This window comes from Duganella levis (assembly GCF_009857605.1).
GTDB lineage: Bacteria > Pseudomonadota > Gammaproteobacteria > Burkholderiales > Burkholderiaceae_D > Rugamonas > Rugamonas levis.
Genome location: NZ_WWCT01000001.1, coordinates 521,315 through 537,721 on the forward strand (window position 1 = coordinate 521,315; position 16,407 = coordinate 537,721).

The 16,407-nt window shown below is 61.4% G+C and carries 13 protein-coding genes; 10 read left to right on the forward strand and 3 right to left on the reverse strand.

Translation table 11 applies throughout. The annotated features are described in order from the left end of the window. Positions 1–97 precede the first annotated feature (97 nt). Positions 98–541, forward strand: a complete 444-nt coding sequence (locus GTP69_RS02325; RefSeq protein WP_161053348.1) for a MarR family winged helix-turn-helix transcriptional regulator — start codon at positions 98–100, stop codon at positions 539–541. Continuing rightward, complete coding sequence (locus GTP69_RS02330; RefSeq protein WP_161053349.1) at positions 542–1,948, forward strand: MDR family MFS transporter; 1,407 nt, start codon at positions 542–544, stop codon at positions 1,946–1,948. 25 nt (positions 1,949–1,973) lie between these two features. On the opposite strand, the gene GTP69_RS31695 is transcribed toward GTP69_RS02330, so the two are convergent. Further along, the gene (locus GTP69_RS31695; protein ID WP_161053350.1) at positions 1,974–3,587 is read right to left on the reverse strand and encodes a methyl-accepting chemotaxis protein; all 1,614 of its coding nucleotides are present in this window, start codon (positions 3,585–3,587) and stop codon (positions 1,974–1,976) included. A 246-nt stretch (positions 3,588–3,833) separates the two neighbouring features. Next, positions 3,834–5,480, reverse strand: coding sequence for a 3-(methylthio)propionyl-CoA ligase (locus GTP69_RS02340; RefSeq protein ID WP_161053351.1), 1,647 nt, complete (start codon positions 5,478–5,480; stop codon positions 3,834–3,836). A gap of 115 nt (positions 5,481–5,595) precedes the next feature. Between GTP69_RS02340 and GTP69_RS02345 the strand changes: the two genes are divergently transcribed. From GTP69_RS02345 to GTP69_RS02375, 7 genes are all read left to right on the forward strand, one after another. After that, positions 5,596–7,068, forward strand: a complete 1,473-nt coding sequence (locus GTP69_RS02345; RefSeq protein WP_202424277.1) for a protein adenylyltransferase SelO — start codon at positions 5,596–5,598, stop codon at positions 7,066–7,068. 14 nt (positions 7,069–7,082) lie between these two features. Then, positions 7,083–7,481 carry a peptide-methionine (R)-S-oxide reductase MsrB gene (gene msrB / locus GTP69_RS02350; protein ID WP_161053352.1) on the forward strand — a complete coding sequence of 133 codons (399 nt, stop codon included), beginning with the start codon at positions 7,083–7,085 and terminating at the stop codon, positions 7,479–7,481. A 9-nt stretch (positions 7,482–7,490) separates the two neighbouring features. Continuing rightward, the gene (locus GTP69_RS02355; RefSeq protein ID WP_161053353.1) at positions 7,491–8,120 is read left to right on the forward strand and encodes a septation protein A; all 630 of its coding nucleotides are present in this window, start codon (positions 7,491–7,493) and stop codon (positions 8,118–8,120) included. After that, complete coding sequence (locus tag GTP69_RS02360; protein ID WP_161053354.1) at positions 8,117–8,398, forward strand: BolA family protein; 282 nt, start codon at positions 8,117–8,119, stop codon at positions 8,396–8,398. Before GTP69_RS02355 ends, GTP69_RS02360 begins: the two co-directional genes overlap by 4 nt. Before the next feature lie 72 nt (positions 8,399–8,470). Beyond that, positions 8,471–9,247 (forward strand): peptidylprolyl isomerase, encoded by a 777-nt coding sequence (locus tag GTP69_RS02365; protein ID WP_161053355.1) that lies wholly within the window; start codon positions 8,471–8,473, stop codon positions 9,245–9,247. Positions 9,248–9,339: 92 nt separating this feature from the next. Next, on the forward strand, positions 9,340–10,116 hold the full coding sequence (locus GTP69_RS02370) for a foldase protein PrsA (protein WP_161053356.1): 777 nt from the start codon (positions 9,340–9,342) through the stop codon (positions 10,114–10,116). Positions 10,117–10,292: 176 nt separating this feature from the next. After that, a complete protein-coding gene (locus GTP69_RS02375) occupies positions 10,293–10,475 on the forward strand; it encodes a hypothetical protein (protein WP_229260791.1) in 183 nt (60 codons plus the stop codon). On the opposite strand, the gene purL is transcribed toward GTP69_RS02375, so the two are convergent. Continuing rightward, positions 10,476–14,531: a phosphoribosylformylglycinamidine synthase gene (gene purL, locus GTP69_RS02380; protein WP_161053358.1), complete on the reverse strand. Its 4,056-nt coding sequence runs from the start codon at positions 14,529–14,531 to the stop codon at positions 10,476–10,478. Between the two features lie 226 nt (positions 14,532–14,757). On the opposite strand from purL, the gene GTP69_RS02385 reads away from it, so the two are divergent. Beyond that, the gene (locus GTP69_RS02385) at positions 14,758–16,398 is read left to right on the forward strand and encodes a tetratricopeptide repeat-containing response regulator (RefSeq protein WP_161053359.1); all 1,641 of its coding nucleotides are present in this window, start codon (positions 14,758–14,760) and stop codon (positions 16,396–16,398) included. Positions 16,399–16,407: the final 9 nt, after the last annotated feature.

The following is a 16,407-nucleotide window of genomic DNA, read 5'->3' on the forward strand; positions in this document are numbered from 1 at the left end:
CCTCCCCTCAGCCCGGTTAGCCGGGCTTTTTTTTTCGCCTTGAATTTGCCAAAGGATCGGATTAGTATAGATAGGTAGCCTACCTATCATCTTATCCATGACCACCGACATCTCCCCCCAAGCGATCGCACTGGCCGACGAGTTGCGCACCGCCCTGCACCACGTATTCCGCCGCCTGCGCCAGGAGAGCGACAACGATCCTTCCGGGCTGACCTTGCAGCAGAAAATGCTGATTTCGACGATCAGCCTCCAGCCCGGCATTGGCGTGGCCGAGCTGGCGCGGCAGGAAAAGCTGCGCGGGCCGACCATGAGCGGCCACATCAAGGCGCTGGAAGCGCTCAACCTGGTCAAGCGCGACGCCCCCGATCCGGACGACCGCCGCCGCAGCGGCCTGCTGCTGACCGACCACGGCACGGCGTTGTTGACAGAAATCCGTGCCCGGCGCCTCGATTGGCTGGCACGGCGGCTATCGCAACTGCCGCCGGAAGGCGCGGATGCGCTGCGCAATGCCCTGGTCTACCTGAATGAAATCGGCGAATAAATGAACACTTCCATCCGTAAAATCTATTTCGGCCTGGTCACCATGATCGGCCTGGCGGCGCTCGACCAGAGCATCGTCGCCACCGCGCTGCCGCGCATCGTGTCCGAGCTGGGCGGCGTGGCGCACCTGTCGTGGGTGGTTACCGCCTACGTGCTGGCATCGACCGCCACCATGCCGCTGTACGGCAAGCTGAGCGACCAATATGGCCGCAAGCCGCTGCTGTACACCGCCATCATCACCTTCCTGGTCGGCTCGGCGCTGTGCGGGCTGGCGCAGAACATGGCCGAGCTGATCGCCTTCCGCGCCATTCAAGGCCTGGGCGCGGGCGGCTTCATGCCGCTGGCGCAAATCGTCATCGGCGACCTGGTGCCGCCGGCCGAGCGCGGCAAGCGCCAGGGCAGCATCGCCGCCGTGTATGCGCTGACCAGCGTGCTGGGCCCGGTACTGGGCGGGTTGCTGACCGACTGGCTGTCGTGGCACTGGATTTTCTACGTCAACCTGCCGATCGGCGCGGTGGCGCTGTACCTGATCGCCAAATCGATGCCGCATGATAAGCCGCACAATGCGCACAAGATCGACTATCTCGGCTCCGTGCTGCTGACCGGCGCGATTACGGCGGCGCTGCTGGTGCTGGCGCTGGGCGGCACCGAATGGCCGTGGGATGGTCAGCAGGTGCGCTGGCTGGGCGCGCTGGCAGTGCTGCTGGCTGCGGTGCTGGTGTGGCATGTGCGGCGCGTGCCGGAGCCGGTGCTGCCGCCGGACCTGTTCGACAACCGCGTGTTCAACGTCGCCAGCGTGGTGCTGGCGCTGACCTTTGTGGGCATGATGGGTTCCAGCGTATTCTTCCCGCTGCTGTTCCAATTGGTGATGGGCGTGTCGCCAGCCAGCTCTGGTTTGCTGACCATGCCGATGATGGTCGGACTGGTGATCTCGTCCGCGCTGGGCGGCCGCGTGCTGGCCAAGTCCGGCCGCTACAAGCCGGCGCAGGTGGTCGGCCTGGCGCTGGCCACGCTGTCGTTCGGCGTGCTGGCCTGGGGTATTGCCGCCTCGGCCGGCTACGCGGTGCTGGAGCCGGCGATCTTCGTACTGGGCATGGGCCTCGGTCTGGTGATGCCGAATATGACGATGGCGGTGCAAAATGCCCTGCCCGCAGCGCGACGCGGCGTCGGCACGGCGATGCTGGGCTTCTTCCGTTCGCTGGGCGGGCTGATCGGCGTAACCGGTTCCGGCGCGATCCTGGCGCAGCAGCTGCACGGCCAGGCTGCGAATGCGGCTAACGCCGCGCTATACCGTCACGCCATCGGCCAGATCTTCGGCGTCGGCACGGGGATGGTGGGATTGGGACTGCTGATGCTGGCCTTCCTGCCGGAAGTGCCGCTGGCGACGGCCACGACCGTCAAGCGCTAGCCCGTCACTCCCGCGCAGGCGAATATTACTCGCCCAGCGCCAGTGCCGGTCGGCGCAAGGCCGGACGGTTGCCGCCGCCGAGGCGCTGCGTGGTGTTGGTGTCGAGCTTGAAGGTGCTGACCATTTCTTCCAGCTGCGCTGCCTGCTCCTGCATGGCGTTGGCTGCTGCTGCCGCCTCTTCCACCAGCGCGGCATTTTGCTGCGTCACTTCGTCCATCGACACGATGGCCTGGTTGATCTGGTTGATGCCTTCGCTTTGCTCTTCGCCGGCGACCATGATCTCGGTCATGATGCTGGTCACGCGCTCCACACTGCTGACGATTTCCCCCATCGTGGCGCCGGCCTTGTCGACCAGCTGATTGCCGGCGTCAACCTGCGATACCGACTCCGTGATCAGTTCCTTGATCTCCTTGGCCGCTGCGGCCGAACGTTGCGCCAAATTACGCACTTCAGTCGCCACCACCGCAAAACCACGGCCTTGTTCACCGGCACGGGCCGCTTCCACCGCCGCATTCAGCGCCAGGATGTTGGTCTGGAAGGCGATGCCATCGATCACGCCGATAATGTCGGCAATCTTGCGCGACGAGGTGTTGATGTTGCCCATGGTGTCGACCACTTGCGACACCAGCTGACCGCCCTTGCCTGCCACGTCCTGCGCGCTCAGCGCCAGTTGGTTGGCCTGGCGGGCGTTGTCGGCGTTCTGACGCACGGTCGAGGTCAGCTCTTCCAGCGACGACGCGGTTTCTTCCAGCGCGGCCGCCTGGTTCTCAGTGCGGCGCGACAGGTCCAGGTTGCCCGAAGCGATTTCGGCGCTGGCGGTGGCAATCGCGCTGCTGCCGGTACGGATGCTGCTGACGGTGCTGGACATCTGGTCCTGCATCTTGGTCAGGCCCTTCATCAGCTTGCCCATTTCATCGTTGCGCGAGACGTCGATCTGGTTCGCCAAGTTGCCGGCGGCGATCTGGTCGAAGTGGCCCAGCGCGTGTTCCAGCGGGCGCAGGATGGCGGCCAGCAGGCGCACCGCCGAGAAGATGATCAGCGCCGCGCCGAATATCAGCGCCACAGTGTAGCCTTTGGTGAAGCTGGAGAAGAAGGACTGGCTTTCGTCGTAGTGTTCCTTGGCCGAGGTCAGCTGATAGCCTTCCAGCTTGACCGAGGCGGCGTCGAAGATGCCGAACTGGGCCGACAGCGTCTTCATCGACAGGTCTTCAATCTTGGCGCTGTCATTGGCGCGCAACGCGTTGATCAGGCTCACCAGTTCCGCGCGGTACAGCGTGCGCTTGCCGTTCAGGTCGTCGGCCAGCACTTTTTCGTCGTCGCCCAGCGGCAGCGCCAGGTATTCTTTCCACGACTTGTCGGAATCGACCAGGAAGCCCTCGGCACGCGACAGGGTTTTGTCCAGGTCCGGTGCTTCCGGATGGAACACACCGCGGTCGATGACGAAACGCGAGCGGTTCATGAAGTTCTTGGCGTTGCCCAGTGCGATGGTCGAGGCCATCTGGTTGGAGTACACGTCTTTCAGTGCGGCGTTCACGGTGTTCATGCCGAAGATGCTGAGGACGCCCAGTACCAGCATCAGGATGCCGATGACGGACATGGTCGCGATCAGGCGCGTGCGGATGGTTATGCTATTGAACATATCGTTTTCTCGTCTGTAGAATGGACCGGGAGCGTGTCGAATAGATAACCTATCGCCGGGGAGTTGCTTTACCGGGGTGCGCGCCTGGGTTGGCCGGTGCGGCCTAAAAGTGCTGTAGGGCAATAATGTAATGGCATTGACCGTTAGCAGTCAAACTATTTATTTCTGAAATGAAACAGGTTTCATGTTCTACGGCAACAAAAAAACCGGCGCGGGGCCGGGCTTTGAGGCAACATTGTCAGCCAATTACGCAGTTGGCAGGCAATAATCGCGATATTGTTCGCGCAGCTTGTTTTTCTGGATTTTGCCGGTGCCGCCGACTGGCAGGGCGTCGGCAAACACCACATCATCCGGCCGCCACCACCTGGCGACCTTGCCGTCGAAATGCGCCAGCAGCTGCTCGCGGCTGACCTCTTGCCCCGGCCTGCGCACCACTACCAGCAGCGGCCGCTCATCCCACTTCGGATGGGATACGCCGATGCAGGCAGCCTGCATCACCGCCGGGTGCGACATGGCGATATTCTCCAGGTCGATGGTGCCGATCCATTCGCCGCCGGACTTGATGACGTCCTTGGCGCGGTCGGTGATCTGCATGAAGCCGTCGGGGTCGATGGTGGCGACGTCGCCGGTCGGGAACCAGCCGTCTTGCAGCACATCGCCGCCTTCGAGCTTGAAATAGCTGGCGATGATCCAGGGCCCTTTCACCAGCAAGTCGCCGGCGCTGACGCCGTCCCACGGCAATTCCGCGCCCAGCTCGTCGACAATCTTCATGTCGACGCCGTAGATGGCGTGGCCCTGCTTCTGCAGGATCTTGCGCTGCTCCTCTTTCGGCAGCGCCATGTGCCTGGACAGCAGCCCGCCCGTCGTGCCCAGCGGCGACATTTCGGTCATGCCCCAGCCGTGGATGACTTCCACGCCAAACTCCTCGATCAGAGTATTCATCATCGCCGGCGGACAGGCCGAGCCACCGATCACCGTGCGGCGGAAGGTGGAAAACTTCAGCTGATGCTGCAAGCAATAATTGATCAAGCCCAGCCAGACGGTCGGCACGCCGGCCGAGAACGTTACCTTTTCGCTCTCCATCAGCTCGTAGACGGATTTGCCGTCCAGCGCCGGGCCGGGGAACACCATTTTTGCGCCCGACAGCGGCACCGAGTATGGCAGGCCCCAGGCATTGACGTGAAACATTGGCACCACCGGCATCACCGCATCGCGCGACGACACATTGAGCACGTTCGGCAAGGCCGAGGCGTACGCGTGCAGCACGGTCGAGCGGTGCGAGTACAGCGCGCCTTTGGGATTGCCGGTGGTGCCGGAGGTGTAGCACAGGGTGGCGGCGGCGTTTTCGTCGAACACCGGCCAGGTGTAGTCGCCGCTCTGCGCAGCCAGCAGGTTTTCGTAGCACAACAGGTTGGGAATCTTGCTCTCGGCCGGCATGCGGTCGGCCGCGCCCAGCAAAATCCAGCCTTTGACGGTCTTACAGTGCGGCGCGATGGCCTCGACCAGTGGCAAGAAGCAGAAATCGAACAGCAGGTACTGGTCTTCCGCGTGGTTGCAGATGTAGGCCAGCTGTTCCGGATGCAGGCGCGGATTGATGGTGTGCAGCACGGCGCCGCTGCCGGACACCGCGTAGTACGCTTCCAGGTGACGGTAGCCGTTCCACGCCAGCGTCGCCACGCGCTCGCCCATGCGCACGCCCAGTTGCTGCAAGGCTTGCGCCAGCTGCTTGGCGCGCCGCTGGCAGTCGCGGAAGGTGTAGCGGTGCAGGTCGCCTTCGACGCGCTGCGAGACGATCTCGCCATTGGCGTAGTGGCGGGCGGCAAAGTCGATGATGGTGGAAATCAGCAACGGCTGGTCCATCATCTGTCCCATCAGAGGTACTTGTGATTGCATGCATGTCTCCTATATATGAGAAAGAGTGTCGGCCGCGCGCCTGAACAGCGTCAACGGTTTTCGATGCTGCACTGCCGCATTCGCTCGCTGCGGTAAAATCCGAAGCTTAGTTAAACTGGAGCACATCATTACTGCCTCTACCCTGCCGCTGGACAATTCTTTTGCGTCTTTGCCGCCTGCTTTTTACACCCGCTTGATGCCGACCCCGCTGCCGTCCCCTTACCTGGTGGGCGTCAGCGCGCCGGCCGCGCAGCTGCTCGGCCTGACGCCGGCCGATGTGGCTGCCAGCCTCGATGTCCTGATCGGCAATACCGTGCCCGAACGCGCGCTGCCGCTGGCGGCCGTGTATTCCGGCCACCAGTTCGGCGTCTGGGCCGGCCAGTTGGGCGACGGCCGCGCCATCCTGTTCGGCGATGTCGCCACCGAACAAGGTCCGCTGGAGCTGCAATGGAAAGGCGCCGGCCTGACGCCCTACTCGCGTATGGGCGACGGCCGTGCCGTGCTGCGTTCGTCGATCCGCGAATTCCTGTGCTCGGAAGCCATGAACGCGCTGGGCATTCCGACCTCGCGCGCGCTGACGGTGGCCGGTTCGGACCAGGGCGTGATGCGCGAAACCGCCGAAACCTCGGCCGTGGTGGTGCGCATGGCGCCGTCGTTCGTGCGCTTCGGCTCGTTCGAGCATTGGTACTACCGCAAGAAAAACGATGAGCTGAAAGTGCTGGCCGATTATGTGATCGACCGCTTTTATCCGGCGTTGCGCGCGGAAGCCAATCCTTATCGCGCATTGCTGGAGGAAGTCACGCGCCGCACCGCCCATATGATCGCCCACTGGCAAGCAGTCGGCTTCATGCATGGCGTGATGAACACCGACAATATGTCGATCCTCGGCCTAACGCTGGATTACGGCCCGTATGGCTTCATGGAAGCGTTCGACGCCAATCACATCTGCAATCACACCGACCAGCAAGGCCGCTATTCCTACGCCAACCAGCCGCAGGTGGGCCACTGGAATTGCTACGCGCTGGCGCAGGCGCTGCTGCCGCTGATCGGCGAAGTGGACGAGACGCAAGCCGCGCTGGACGTCTACCAGCCGGAATTCGCCGCCAAGCTGGACGAGCTGCTGCACGCCAAGCTGGGCCTGTCCGTGCTGGATGAGCACTTCGACACCGACCGCGCGCTGCTGGACGATATGTTCGCCATGCTGGAAGGCGTGGATTTCACGCTGTTCTTCCGGCGCCTGAGCGGCGTGCGCGCAGCCGACGCCAGCGGCGACGAACCATTGCGCGACCTGTTCATCGACCGTGCCGCCTTCGACGCCTGGGCCGAGCGTTACCGCGCCCGCCTGCGTGCCGAACAGAGCGACGACCAGGCGCGCGCGCTTGCGATGAATCAAGTCAACCCCAAATACGTGCTGCGAAACTATCTGGCCCAAGTGGCCATTGAAAAGGCGCAAAATAAGGACTTTTCCGAGGTGGAGCGCTTGCTGGCGGTTTTGCAGCGCCCCTACGACGAACAGCCCGAGCACGAGCACTACGCCGCCTTGCCGCCGGACTGGGCAAGTCACCTGGAAGTCAGCTGTTCTTCTTAAGCGAGAAATAAGCCATGAGCAATAAAGTTGTCAAACCCGACGCCGAATGGCGCGACCAGCTGGACCCGATGGAGTACCAGGTTACGCGTCACGCCGCCACCGAACGTGCTTTTACCGGCAAATTCTGGGATCATCATGAGCACGGCACTTACACCTGCGTCTGCTGCAACACGCCGTTGTTCCGTTCCGACGCCAAGTTTGATTCCGGCTGCGGCTGGCCGAGCTACTTTGAACCGATCGATCCGGCCAATGTGACCGAGAAGGTTGACCGTACGCATGGTATGCTGCGCACCGAAATCATTTGCGCCGTATGCGATGCACACCTTGGCCACGTGTTCCCGGACGGTCCGCCGCCAACCGGGCTGCGCTATTGCATCAACTCGGCGTCCTTGCGCTTTGACCCACAAGACTAATAAGACACCATGAAATTCCTGTTCGACCTGATTCCCGTACTGCTGTTCTTCGGCTCCTACAAGCTGGCTGGCTGGAACGCCGAAGCGACGCAGCACTTCATCAACACCCACATGAGCGGCATGATTTCCGGCGGTTCCGTCACCGCCGAGCAGTCGCCCATCGTCATCGCCACGCTGGTCGGCATTCTGGCGACGATGGCGCAGATTGCCTGGATCAAGCTGCGCGGGCGCAAGGTCGACGGGATTTTATGGCTGTCGCTGGGCATGTTCGTCGTCTTCGGCGGCCTGACCATTTATCTGCACGACGAAGACTTCATTAAATGGAAGCTGAGTATTGTGTATTGGCTGTTTGCCGGCGCGCTGCTGGTCAGCGACCTGGTATTCAAAAAGAACCTGATGCGCAAGTCGATGGGCGAAATCATCGAATTGCCGGACCAGATCTGGACCCGCTTGAATCTGGCCTGGATCGCCTTCTTCGCCTTTATGGGTGTATTGAACTGGTATCTGGCGTTTGTGTTGTTCAAAGGCGATACCGATTCGTGGGTCAGTTTTAAAGCATTCGGCGCCACCGCCATCATGTTTGTGTTTATCGTGGCACAAACCGTTTATTTGTCGCGTCACATGAAGGACCAGGCATGAATCAGATTCAAGATACCCGTCTGGCACGCATCCGCGCAGCGCTGGAAGCCCGGCTGGCGCCGGTCGAACTGGTGGTCGACGACGACTCGGCAGCCCATGCCGGACATGCCGGCGCGGCCTCTGGCGGCGGTCACTACAACGTCAGAATTGTTTCGTTACAATTCGAAGGGCTGAAACTCGTCACAAGACATCGACTCGTGTATGATTCCGTGCACGATATGATGCATAAAGAAATTCATGCATTGGCCATTACCGCACTGGCGCCGTCCGAAGTATGATTTTGGGCCGCGTCTGCAAATGAATGCCGTCGGGATTTTAAAATAACACTTTTCCAAATACAGGAATTAATAATGACCTTCAAGCCAGCCAAGTTGCTGATTGCACTTCTCGTTATCGCTGTACCAGCTTTTGCGCAAAACGTTGCCGTCGTGAATGGCAAGGCGATCCCGACCTCCCGCGTGGACGCCGTCGTTAAGCAAGTCGTGGCCCAGGGCCAGCAGCCGGATTCGCCGCAGTTGCGCGATCTGATCAAGAAAGACCTGATCGGCCGCGAAGTGATGATGCAGGAAGCGGAAAAGCAAGGTTATGGCAAGAACGCCGACGTCAAGACCGCAATTGAAAACGCGCGTCAGGCCATCATCATCAACGCCATGATCGCCGACTACGTCAAGAAAAATCCGGTATCGGACGCCGACATCAAGGCTGAGTACGACAAATTCGTTGCCCAGGCTGGCGACAAGGAATACCACGTGCGCCACATCCTGCTGGGCACCGAAGCGGAAGCCAACGACGTGATCGCCAAGATCAAGGGCGGCGCCAAGTTTGAAGATCTGGCCAAGCTGTCGAAAGACACCGGTTCGGCTGCCAATGGCGGCGATCTGGACTGGGCCTCGCCTTCGTCGTTCCCACCAGTATTCTCGCAAGCGTTCGTCGCACTGGGCAAAGGCCAAGTGACCGAGAAGCCTGTGCAGACGCCGAACGGCTTCCACGTGATCAAAGTGGACGACATCCGTGCCGCCAAGCTGCCGACCCTGGAAGAAGTGAAACCGCAAATCGCGGAAGCGCTGACCCAGAAGAAACTGCAGGCGTATCAGGAAGAACTGGTAAAGAAAGCAAAAGTGCAGTAATGTTATGAAAGGCGGCGCCCTACGGGGCGCCGTTTTTAATTCCGCGTTGGTATGATGCACCTTCAGAGTGTAATTTTTTAAGGATTTAGATAATGATGTTGAAGCCAGCCCGTCTGATGTTAGCCCTGATCGCCATGGTTGCCGTACCAGCGTTCGCGCAAAATGCCGCGACCGTGAATGGCAAGGCGATTCCTGCCGCCCGCGTCGATCAAATGGTCAAGCAAGTGGTAGCCCAGGGTCAGCAGCCTGATTCGCCGCAACTGCGTGACATGGTCAAGAAAGAACTGATCGGCCGCGAAGTACTGCTGCAGGAAGCCGATAAACAGGGTTATGGCAAGAAGCCTGATGTAACCGCTGCGATCGACAACGCCCGTCAAAGCATTATTATCAATGCGATGCTGGCTGATTACGTAAAGAAAAATCCGGTATCGGATGCGGAAATCAAAGCTGAATACGACAAATATAAAGCTGCCATGGGCGGCACCGAATATCACTCGCGTCATATTCTGGTTGCAACCGAACAGGAAGCCAAAGATATTATCGCCAAGCTGAAAGGCGGCGCTAAATTCGAAGAACTGGCCAAAGTATCGAAAGACGGTTCGGCCGCCAATGGCGGCGATCTGGGCTGGATGACGCCAGGCAAACTGGTGAAACCATTCGCTGATGCCATGGTCGCACTGAAAAACGGTGAAATCACCCAGACTCCAGTGAAAACCGAATTTGGCTATCACGTGATCAAAATGGAAGAATCCCGTCCAGTAAAACTGCCTTCGCTGGAAGAAGTAAAGCCACAGGTCGCCGAAGCGCTGCAACAGCGCAAGATCGTCGCCTACCGCGAAGAATTGGTGAAGAAAGCCAAAGTCCAGTAAGCTGGATTGCTCCGCAAGAAGCGCCTGCCTGCAGGCGCTTTTTTTACGTCCTCTGCAAGCCGGAAAATGGCGCATTCGCGCCAACAACGAGCATGGATCCAGACTTCCTTCCCGCCATAAGCACTGCCCTCGCCTCTGCCGCCGACACTAGCCGTGCACCCGCCATGCGCGCCTACATGCGCGATCAATTCGAGTTCCTTGGCGTCGCAACGGCGCGCCGCCTGCAAACCGCTGCTGGTCGCTTTAAATGGCAGCGATGCCGAAACCTTATTGAATCGCTGTACGCATATTCACCCACAAAGAAAAAGAGCGGCTTGCGCCGCTCTCTTTTCGTGAGGCGAATAAACACCTCTAATTAATTACCCGACGAATTTACGGGCATTGCGGAACATGCGCATCCACGGCGATTCCTCGCCCCACGCTTCCGGCGCCCACGATTGCTGGACGGTGCGGAATACGCGCTCGGCGTGCGGCATCATTACCGTGAAGCGGCCGTCCGCCGTCGTGACCGAAGTCAGGCCTTGCGGCGAGCCGTTCGGGTTGTACGGGTAGGCTTCGGTCGCGGCGCCACGGTTGTCGACGAAGCGCATGGCGGCCACGGCTTCGCCGATGTTGCCGGTCTGCGAGAAGTCGGCATAACCTTCGCCGTGGGCGATAGCGATCGGGGTCTGGGTGCCGGCCATGCCGCTGAAGAAGATCGACGGCGAGTCCAGCACTTCCACCATGGCAAAGCGCGCTTCGAATTTCTCCGACTTGTTGGTGGTGAACTTCGGCCACGCTTGCGCGCCAGGAATCAGCGGTTTCAGGTTGCTCATCATCTGGCAGCCGTTGCAGACGCCCAGGCCGAAGGTGTCTTTGCGCGCAAAGAACGTGGCAAACTGGTCCGACAGCGCATCGTTGAACAGAATGGTCTTGGCCCAGCCTTCACCGGCGCCTAGCACGTCGCCGTACGAGAAGCCGCCCACGGCGATGATGCCCTGGAAGTCTGCCAGCTTGGCGCGACCCGAGATCAGGTCGCTCATGTGGACATCGATCGCTGCAAAGCCGGCCTGGTGCATGACGTAGGCGGTTTCGATGTGCGAGTTGACGCCCTGCTCGCGCAGGATGGCAACGCGTGGACGCACGCCGGTCGCCAGGAACGGCGCGGCAACGTTGTCGTTCAGGTCGAACGTGATCTTCGGCGTGATGCCTGGATCTTGTTCGTCCAGCAGACGGTCGTATTCCGCATCGGCGCAGGCTGGATTGTCACGCAGACGGGCGATGCGCCAGCTGGTTTCGCTCCACAGGCGGTGCAGTTCGGCACGCGACTTGTTGTAGATGATTTTGGCATCGCGGGTGAATTCGATCACGCCACGGTCGTTCGGCTTGCCGATGATGTGGCTGCAGGCGCCCAGGTTAAACGAACGCAGCACGTCCATCACCAGCGATTTTTCATCGGCGCGCACCTGGATCACAGCACCCAGCTCTTCCGAGAACAGCGCGCGCAGCGTTTGCTCGTTGCGGCGCTCGGCGATTTGCGTCGCCCAGTTCTTGGCGTCGCCCTGGTCGGCGCCATGGCCCTCTTCCAGCGTCAGGATGTCGAGGTTGATCGACAAGCCGGCGCGGCCGGCGAAGGCCATTTCGGTCAGCGTGCCGTACAGGCCGCCGTCCGAACGGTCGTGGTAAGCCAGCAGCTTGCCATCGGCGTTCAATTGCTGGATGGCGGCGAAGAAGCCTTTGATGTCTTCCGCGCTGTCCACGTCCGGCACCGAGTTGCCCAGCTGGCCCATGACTTGCGCCAGCGACGAGGCGCCGAGGCGGTTCTTGCCGCGGCCCAGGTCGATCAGGATGATGGCGGTGTCGCCGGCATCCATGCAGATTTGCGGGGTCAGCGATTTACGCACATCATACACGGGCGCAAACGACGATACGATCAGCGAGACCGGCGACAGCACGGCCTTGGCTTCGTCGCCCTCTTTCCAGGTGGTGCGCATCGACAGCGAATCTTTGCCGACCGGGATAGAAATACCCAGCGCCGGGCACAGTTCCATGCCGACTGCCTTGACGGTGTCGTACAGCGCTGCGTCCTGGCCTGGCTGGCCGCAGGCCGCCATCCAGTTGGCCGACAGCTTGATGTCTTCGATCGAACGGATCGGCGCGGCGGCGATGTTCAGTACCGCCTCAGCCACAGCCATGCGCCCCGACGCGGCGGCGTTGATCACGGCCAGCGGCGTGCGTTCGCCCATGGCCATCGCTTCGCCCTTGTAGCCTTCAAAGCTCATTGCGGTGACGGCGCAGTCGGCCACCGGCACCTGCCAAGGACCAACCATCTGGTCGCGCACGGACATGCCGCCCACGGTACGGTCGCCGATGGTGATCAGGAACGATTTGTCGCCGACGGTCGGCAGCAGCAGCACGCGCTCGGCGGCGTCCGCCAAGTCCACACCGGTCAGGTCAATCGCCGGGAAATCGTTTTGCACGTGATGCACGTCGCGCTGCATTTTTGGCGGTTTGCCCAGCAGTACATCCATCGGCATATCGACCGGCTCGTTGCCCAGTTCCGGATCGATCAGCTTCAGCTGACGTTCTTCGGTGGCGGTGCCGACCACGGCAAACAGGCTGCGCTCGCGTTCGCAAATCGCCTGGAACAGCGGAAGATCGGCCGGCGCAATCGCCAGCACATAACGCTCTTGTGATTCGTTGGACCAGATTTCTTTCGGCGCCATGCCGCTTTCTTCCAGCGGAATCTTGCGCAGATCGAAAATCGCGCCGCGCTTGGCGTCGTTGGTGATTTCCGGGAAGGCGTTCGACAGGCCACCAGCGCCGACGTCGTGGATCGAGATGATCGGATTCTTGGCGCCCAACTGCCAGCAAGCGTTGATCACTTCCTGCGCGCGGCGTTCCATTTCCGGGTTGCCGCGCTGAACCGAGTCGAAGTCCAGGTCGGCGGTGTTGGTGCCGGTCGCCATCGAAGAGGCAGCCGAACCGCCCATGCCGATGCGCATGCCTGGACCACCCAGCTGCACCAGCAGGCTGCCGACCGGAATGTCATCCTTGTGCGTGTGCTGCGACGAGATGTTGCCGATGCCGCCAGCAATCATGATCGGCTTGTGATAGCCGAACACGGTGTCGTGGGCGCCGGCGAACTGCTTGCCGATGTTCTGTTCGTAGGTACGGAAGTAACCGCCCAGCACCGGACGGCCGAATTCATTGCTGAACGCAGCGCCGCCCAGCGGGCCGTCGATCATGATTTGCAGCGGCGAAGCGATACGCTCCGGCTTGCCGTATGGATTGCCGGTGTCGCGGTAGTCGCCATCCTTGATCGGGGCGGTGACGACCGCATCGCTTTCCCACGGACGCACGGCGCCCGGCAGCAGCAGGTTGGACACGGTAAAGCCAGCCAGGCCAGCCTTCGGCTTGGCGCCGCGGCCGGTTGCGCCTTCGTCGCGGATTTCACCGCCGGCGCCGGTCGAGGCGCCAGGGAACGGCGAGATCGCGGTCGGGTGATTGTGGGTTTCCACTTTCATCAGCGTGTGGGTCAGCTCGGTCATCGGCGCGTACTGCTGGCCTTCGCCTTGCGGGAAGAAGCGCATCACTTCCGCGCCTTCCATGATCGACGAGTTGTCGCTGTAGGCGACCACGGTGCCTTTCGGCTGCAACTGGTGGGTGTTCTTGATCATGCCGAACAGCGACTTCGGCTGGGCGACGCCGTCGATGGTCCAGTCGGCGTTGAAGATCTTGTGGCGGCAGTGCTCCGAGTTCGCCTGCGCGAACATCATCAGCTCGACGTCGGTCGGGTTGCGGCCGGCCTTGGTGAAGGCGGCGTCCAGGTACTCTACTTCATCGTCCGACATGGCCAGGCCGAGGTCGGTATTCGCCTTGTCCAGCGCAGCCTTGCCGCTGCCGATCACGTCCACCGACTCCAGCGGACGGGCTTGCAGTTCGCGGAACAGGCCGGCAGCGTCGTCCGGCGAGCGCAGCACCGACTCGGTCATGCGGTCGTGCAGCAGCGCGGCCACGGCCTGCAATTCCTCATCGCTGAGCTTTTTGGTCGCGCCCAGCGCGGTGCCCAGGATGCCGGTCTTCAGGTTGATGCGATACGCCACGCCGCGCTCAACGCGCTTGATGTGCACCATGCCGCAGTTGTGGACGATGTCGGTGGCCTTGGAGGCCCACGGCGAAATCGTGCCGAAGCGCGGAATCACGAAGAATTCCTCGGCGTGGCCTTCGGTGTTGTCGGCATGCGCCGGCTCACCGTAGGTCAGCAAGCCTTGCAGGCGCTGGGTGTCGTCGGCCGACAAGGGCGCGCCGGCATCGATGAAGTGGACATAGCGCGCCTGTACGGCGGCAACGGAAGGCAGCACCGCTTGCAGTTGGTTCAACAGGCGTTGGCTACGGAATGCGGACAGGGCGTTAGAGCCCGGCAGAATCAGCATGATTGGAAGAGAGTTGATGCAGCTGGGCTGCGGTTTAAAGGGAGATGGGGCACTAGATACTGTGTTGCGAGATTTTCCTTTGCGCGCATTATACCCGCTATCAGCGTTGCCATATAGTGCCACTGCCGTGCAAAAGCTGCCACGGAAGCAACATTTTGCGCCGAAAATCATCTATTTTCACTTGCCTTGGAGTATGCTGGACGAAACTTAGCTTGGATGTAGAAGAATGGCAGAATATAGCGACTTGTCAGTGCTGATCGTCGACCCCAATCCGGGGATGCGCGGCAACCTGCACAATATGCTCAGCCAGGCATCGATCACCAAGATCGATTACGCGGTCAGTTCGGGCACGGCCATCCGCCAGCTCACGAAAAAACCGTTCGACATCATCTTGTGCGAATACGACCTCGGCAACGGCAGCGGCGAAGCGAACGGCCAGGACGGCCAGCAGTTGCTGGAAGACTTGCGTCATCATAAATTGATCACGCCGTGGACGATTTTCATCATGCTGACCTCGGAGGGCGAGTACGGCAAGGTGATCGGCGCGGCCGAACTGACACCGACCGACTACGTGCTGAAGCCGTTTACTGTCGACGCCCTGCTCCAGCGCCTGCAACGCGCGGTCGACCGCCGCGCCTCATTCTTGCCGATCTATCAACTGGTTGAAATGGGCAATGTGCGCCGGGCGATTACCGAGGCCAAGGCGGCCGAGGAAAAAACCCCGCGCTACGCCGTCGACTTCGCCCGCCTGCGCGCCGAGCTGCTGTTTTCCATCGACGAACTGGCCGAAGCAGAAACCGCCTACCTGTGGATACTGATGACGCGGCCGGTGGCCTGGGCGCACCTGGGCCTGGCGCGCTGCCGCTTCGGCTTGCAGAAACACCTGGAAGCGCAGGAAACCCTGTCGCTGCTGCTGGAACAAAATCCGCGCTACATGGCCGCCTACGACCTGCTGGCGCGCTGCCACCAGGCACTGGGCCAGCAAGAGGCCGCCAAGAAGATCCTGGAGGATGCGGTAGCGATTTCGCCGCACATGGTGCGCCGCCTGCGTCATCTGGGTGATGTCGCCTTCGAGACCGGCGATGTCGGCGTGGCCGAGAAAGCCTTCAAGCAGGTAGTGGCCAAGGCCAAGTATTCTGAATTCCGCGACCCCGAAGACCACGTCAAGCTGGTCAAGACGCTGGTCAAGAAAGGCGACGCCCACCAGGCCAGCGGCGTGATCCGCGACATGGAACGCTCGCTGCGCAGCGGCCCGAATGTGGACGTGTGCCGCGCCATCGCCGCCGGCCTGCTGCAGGAAATGACCGGCAACCTGACCGCCGCCGCCACCGAGCTGACCAACGCGGTCAACGCCGTGGCCGGCAGCCGTGGCCTGTCGACCGGCCTCAAGGTGGGACTGGTGCACAGCTGCCTGGCCGTCAAGCTGGACCAGCAGGCGTCCGACCTGATGCTGAACCTGATGAACGATACCGATAGCGGCGTCTCGATGGACGACGCGGTGCAGGTGTTTGAAAAAGCCGGCCGCCACGACCTGGCGCAAGGCATGGGCGAACAGATCAAGATTCAGGTGGACGAACTCATCGCGCACGCCAGCGAACAGCGTTCGCACGGCGATCTGAGGGCGGCGGTGGATACGCTGAGCGCCGGCCTGCGCAAGGCGCCCGGCAATATGGCGCTGCTGCCGGCGGCCGCGTCGGCCATCCTCAAGCAGCTGGACGATCTGGGCTGGGAAGCGCCGCTGGCCGAGCACTGCCAGTTCCTGCTGGAGCGCATGCGCCGGCTCGACCCGGCGCACCCGTCACTGGAAACGCTGACGGCGCAGTACAACCACACCCAGCGCAAATACGGTATTTCGGCAGTCGCCTGAGCCACCGTC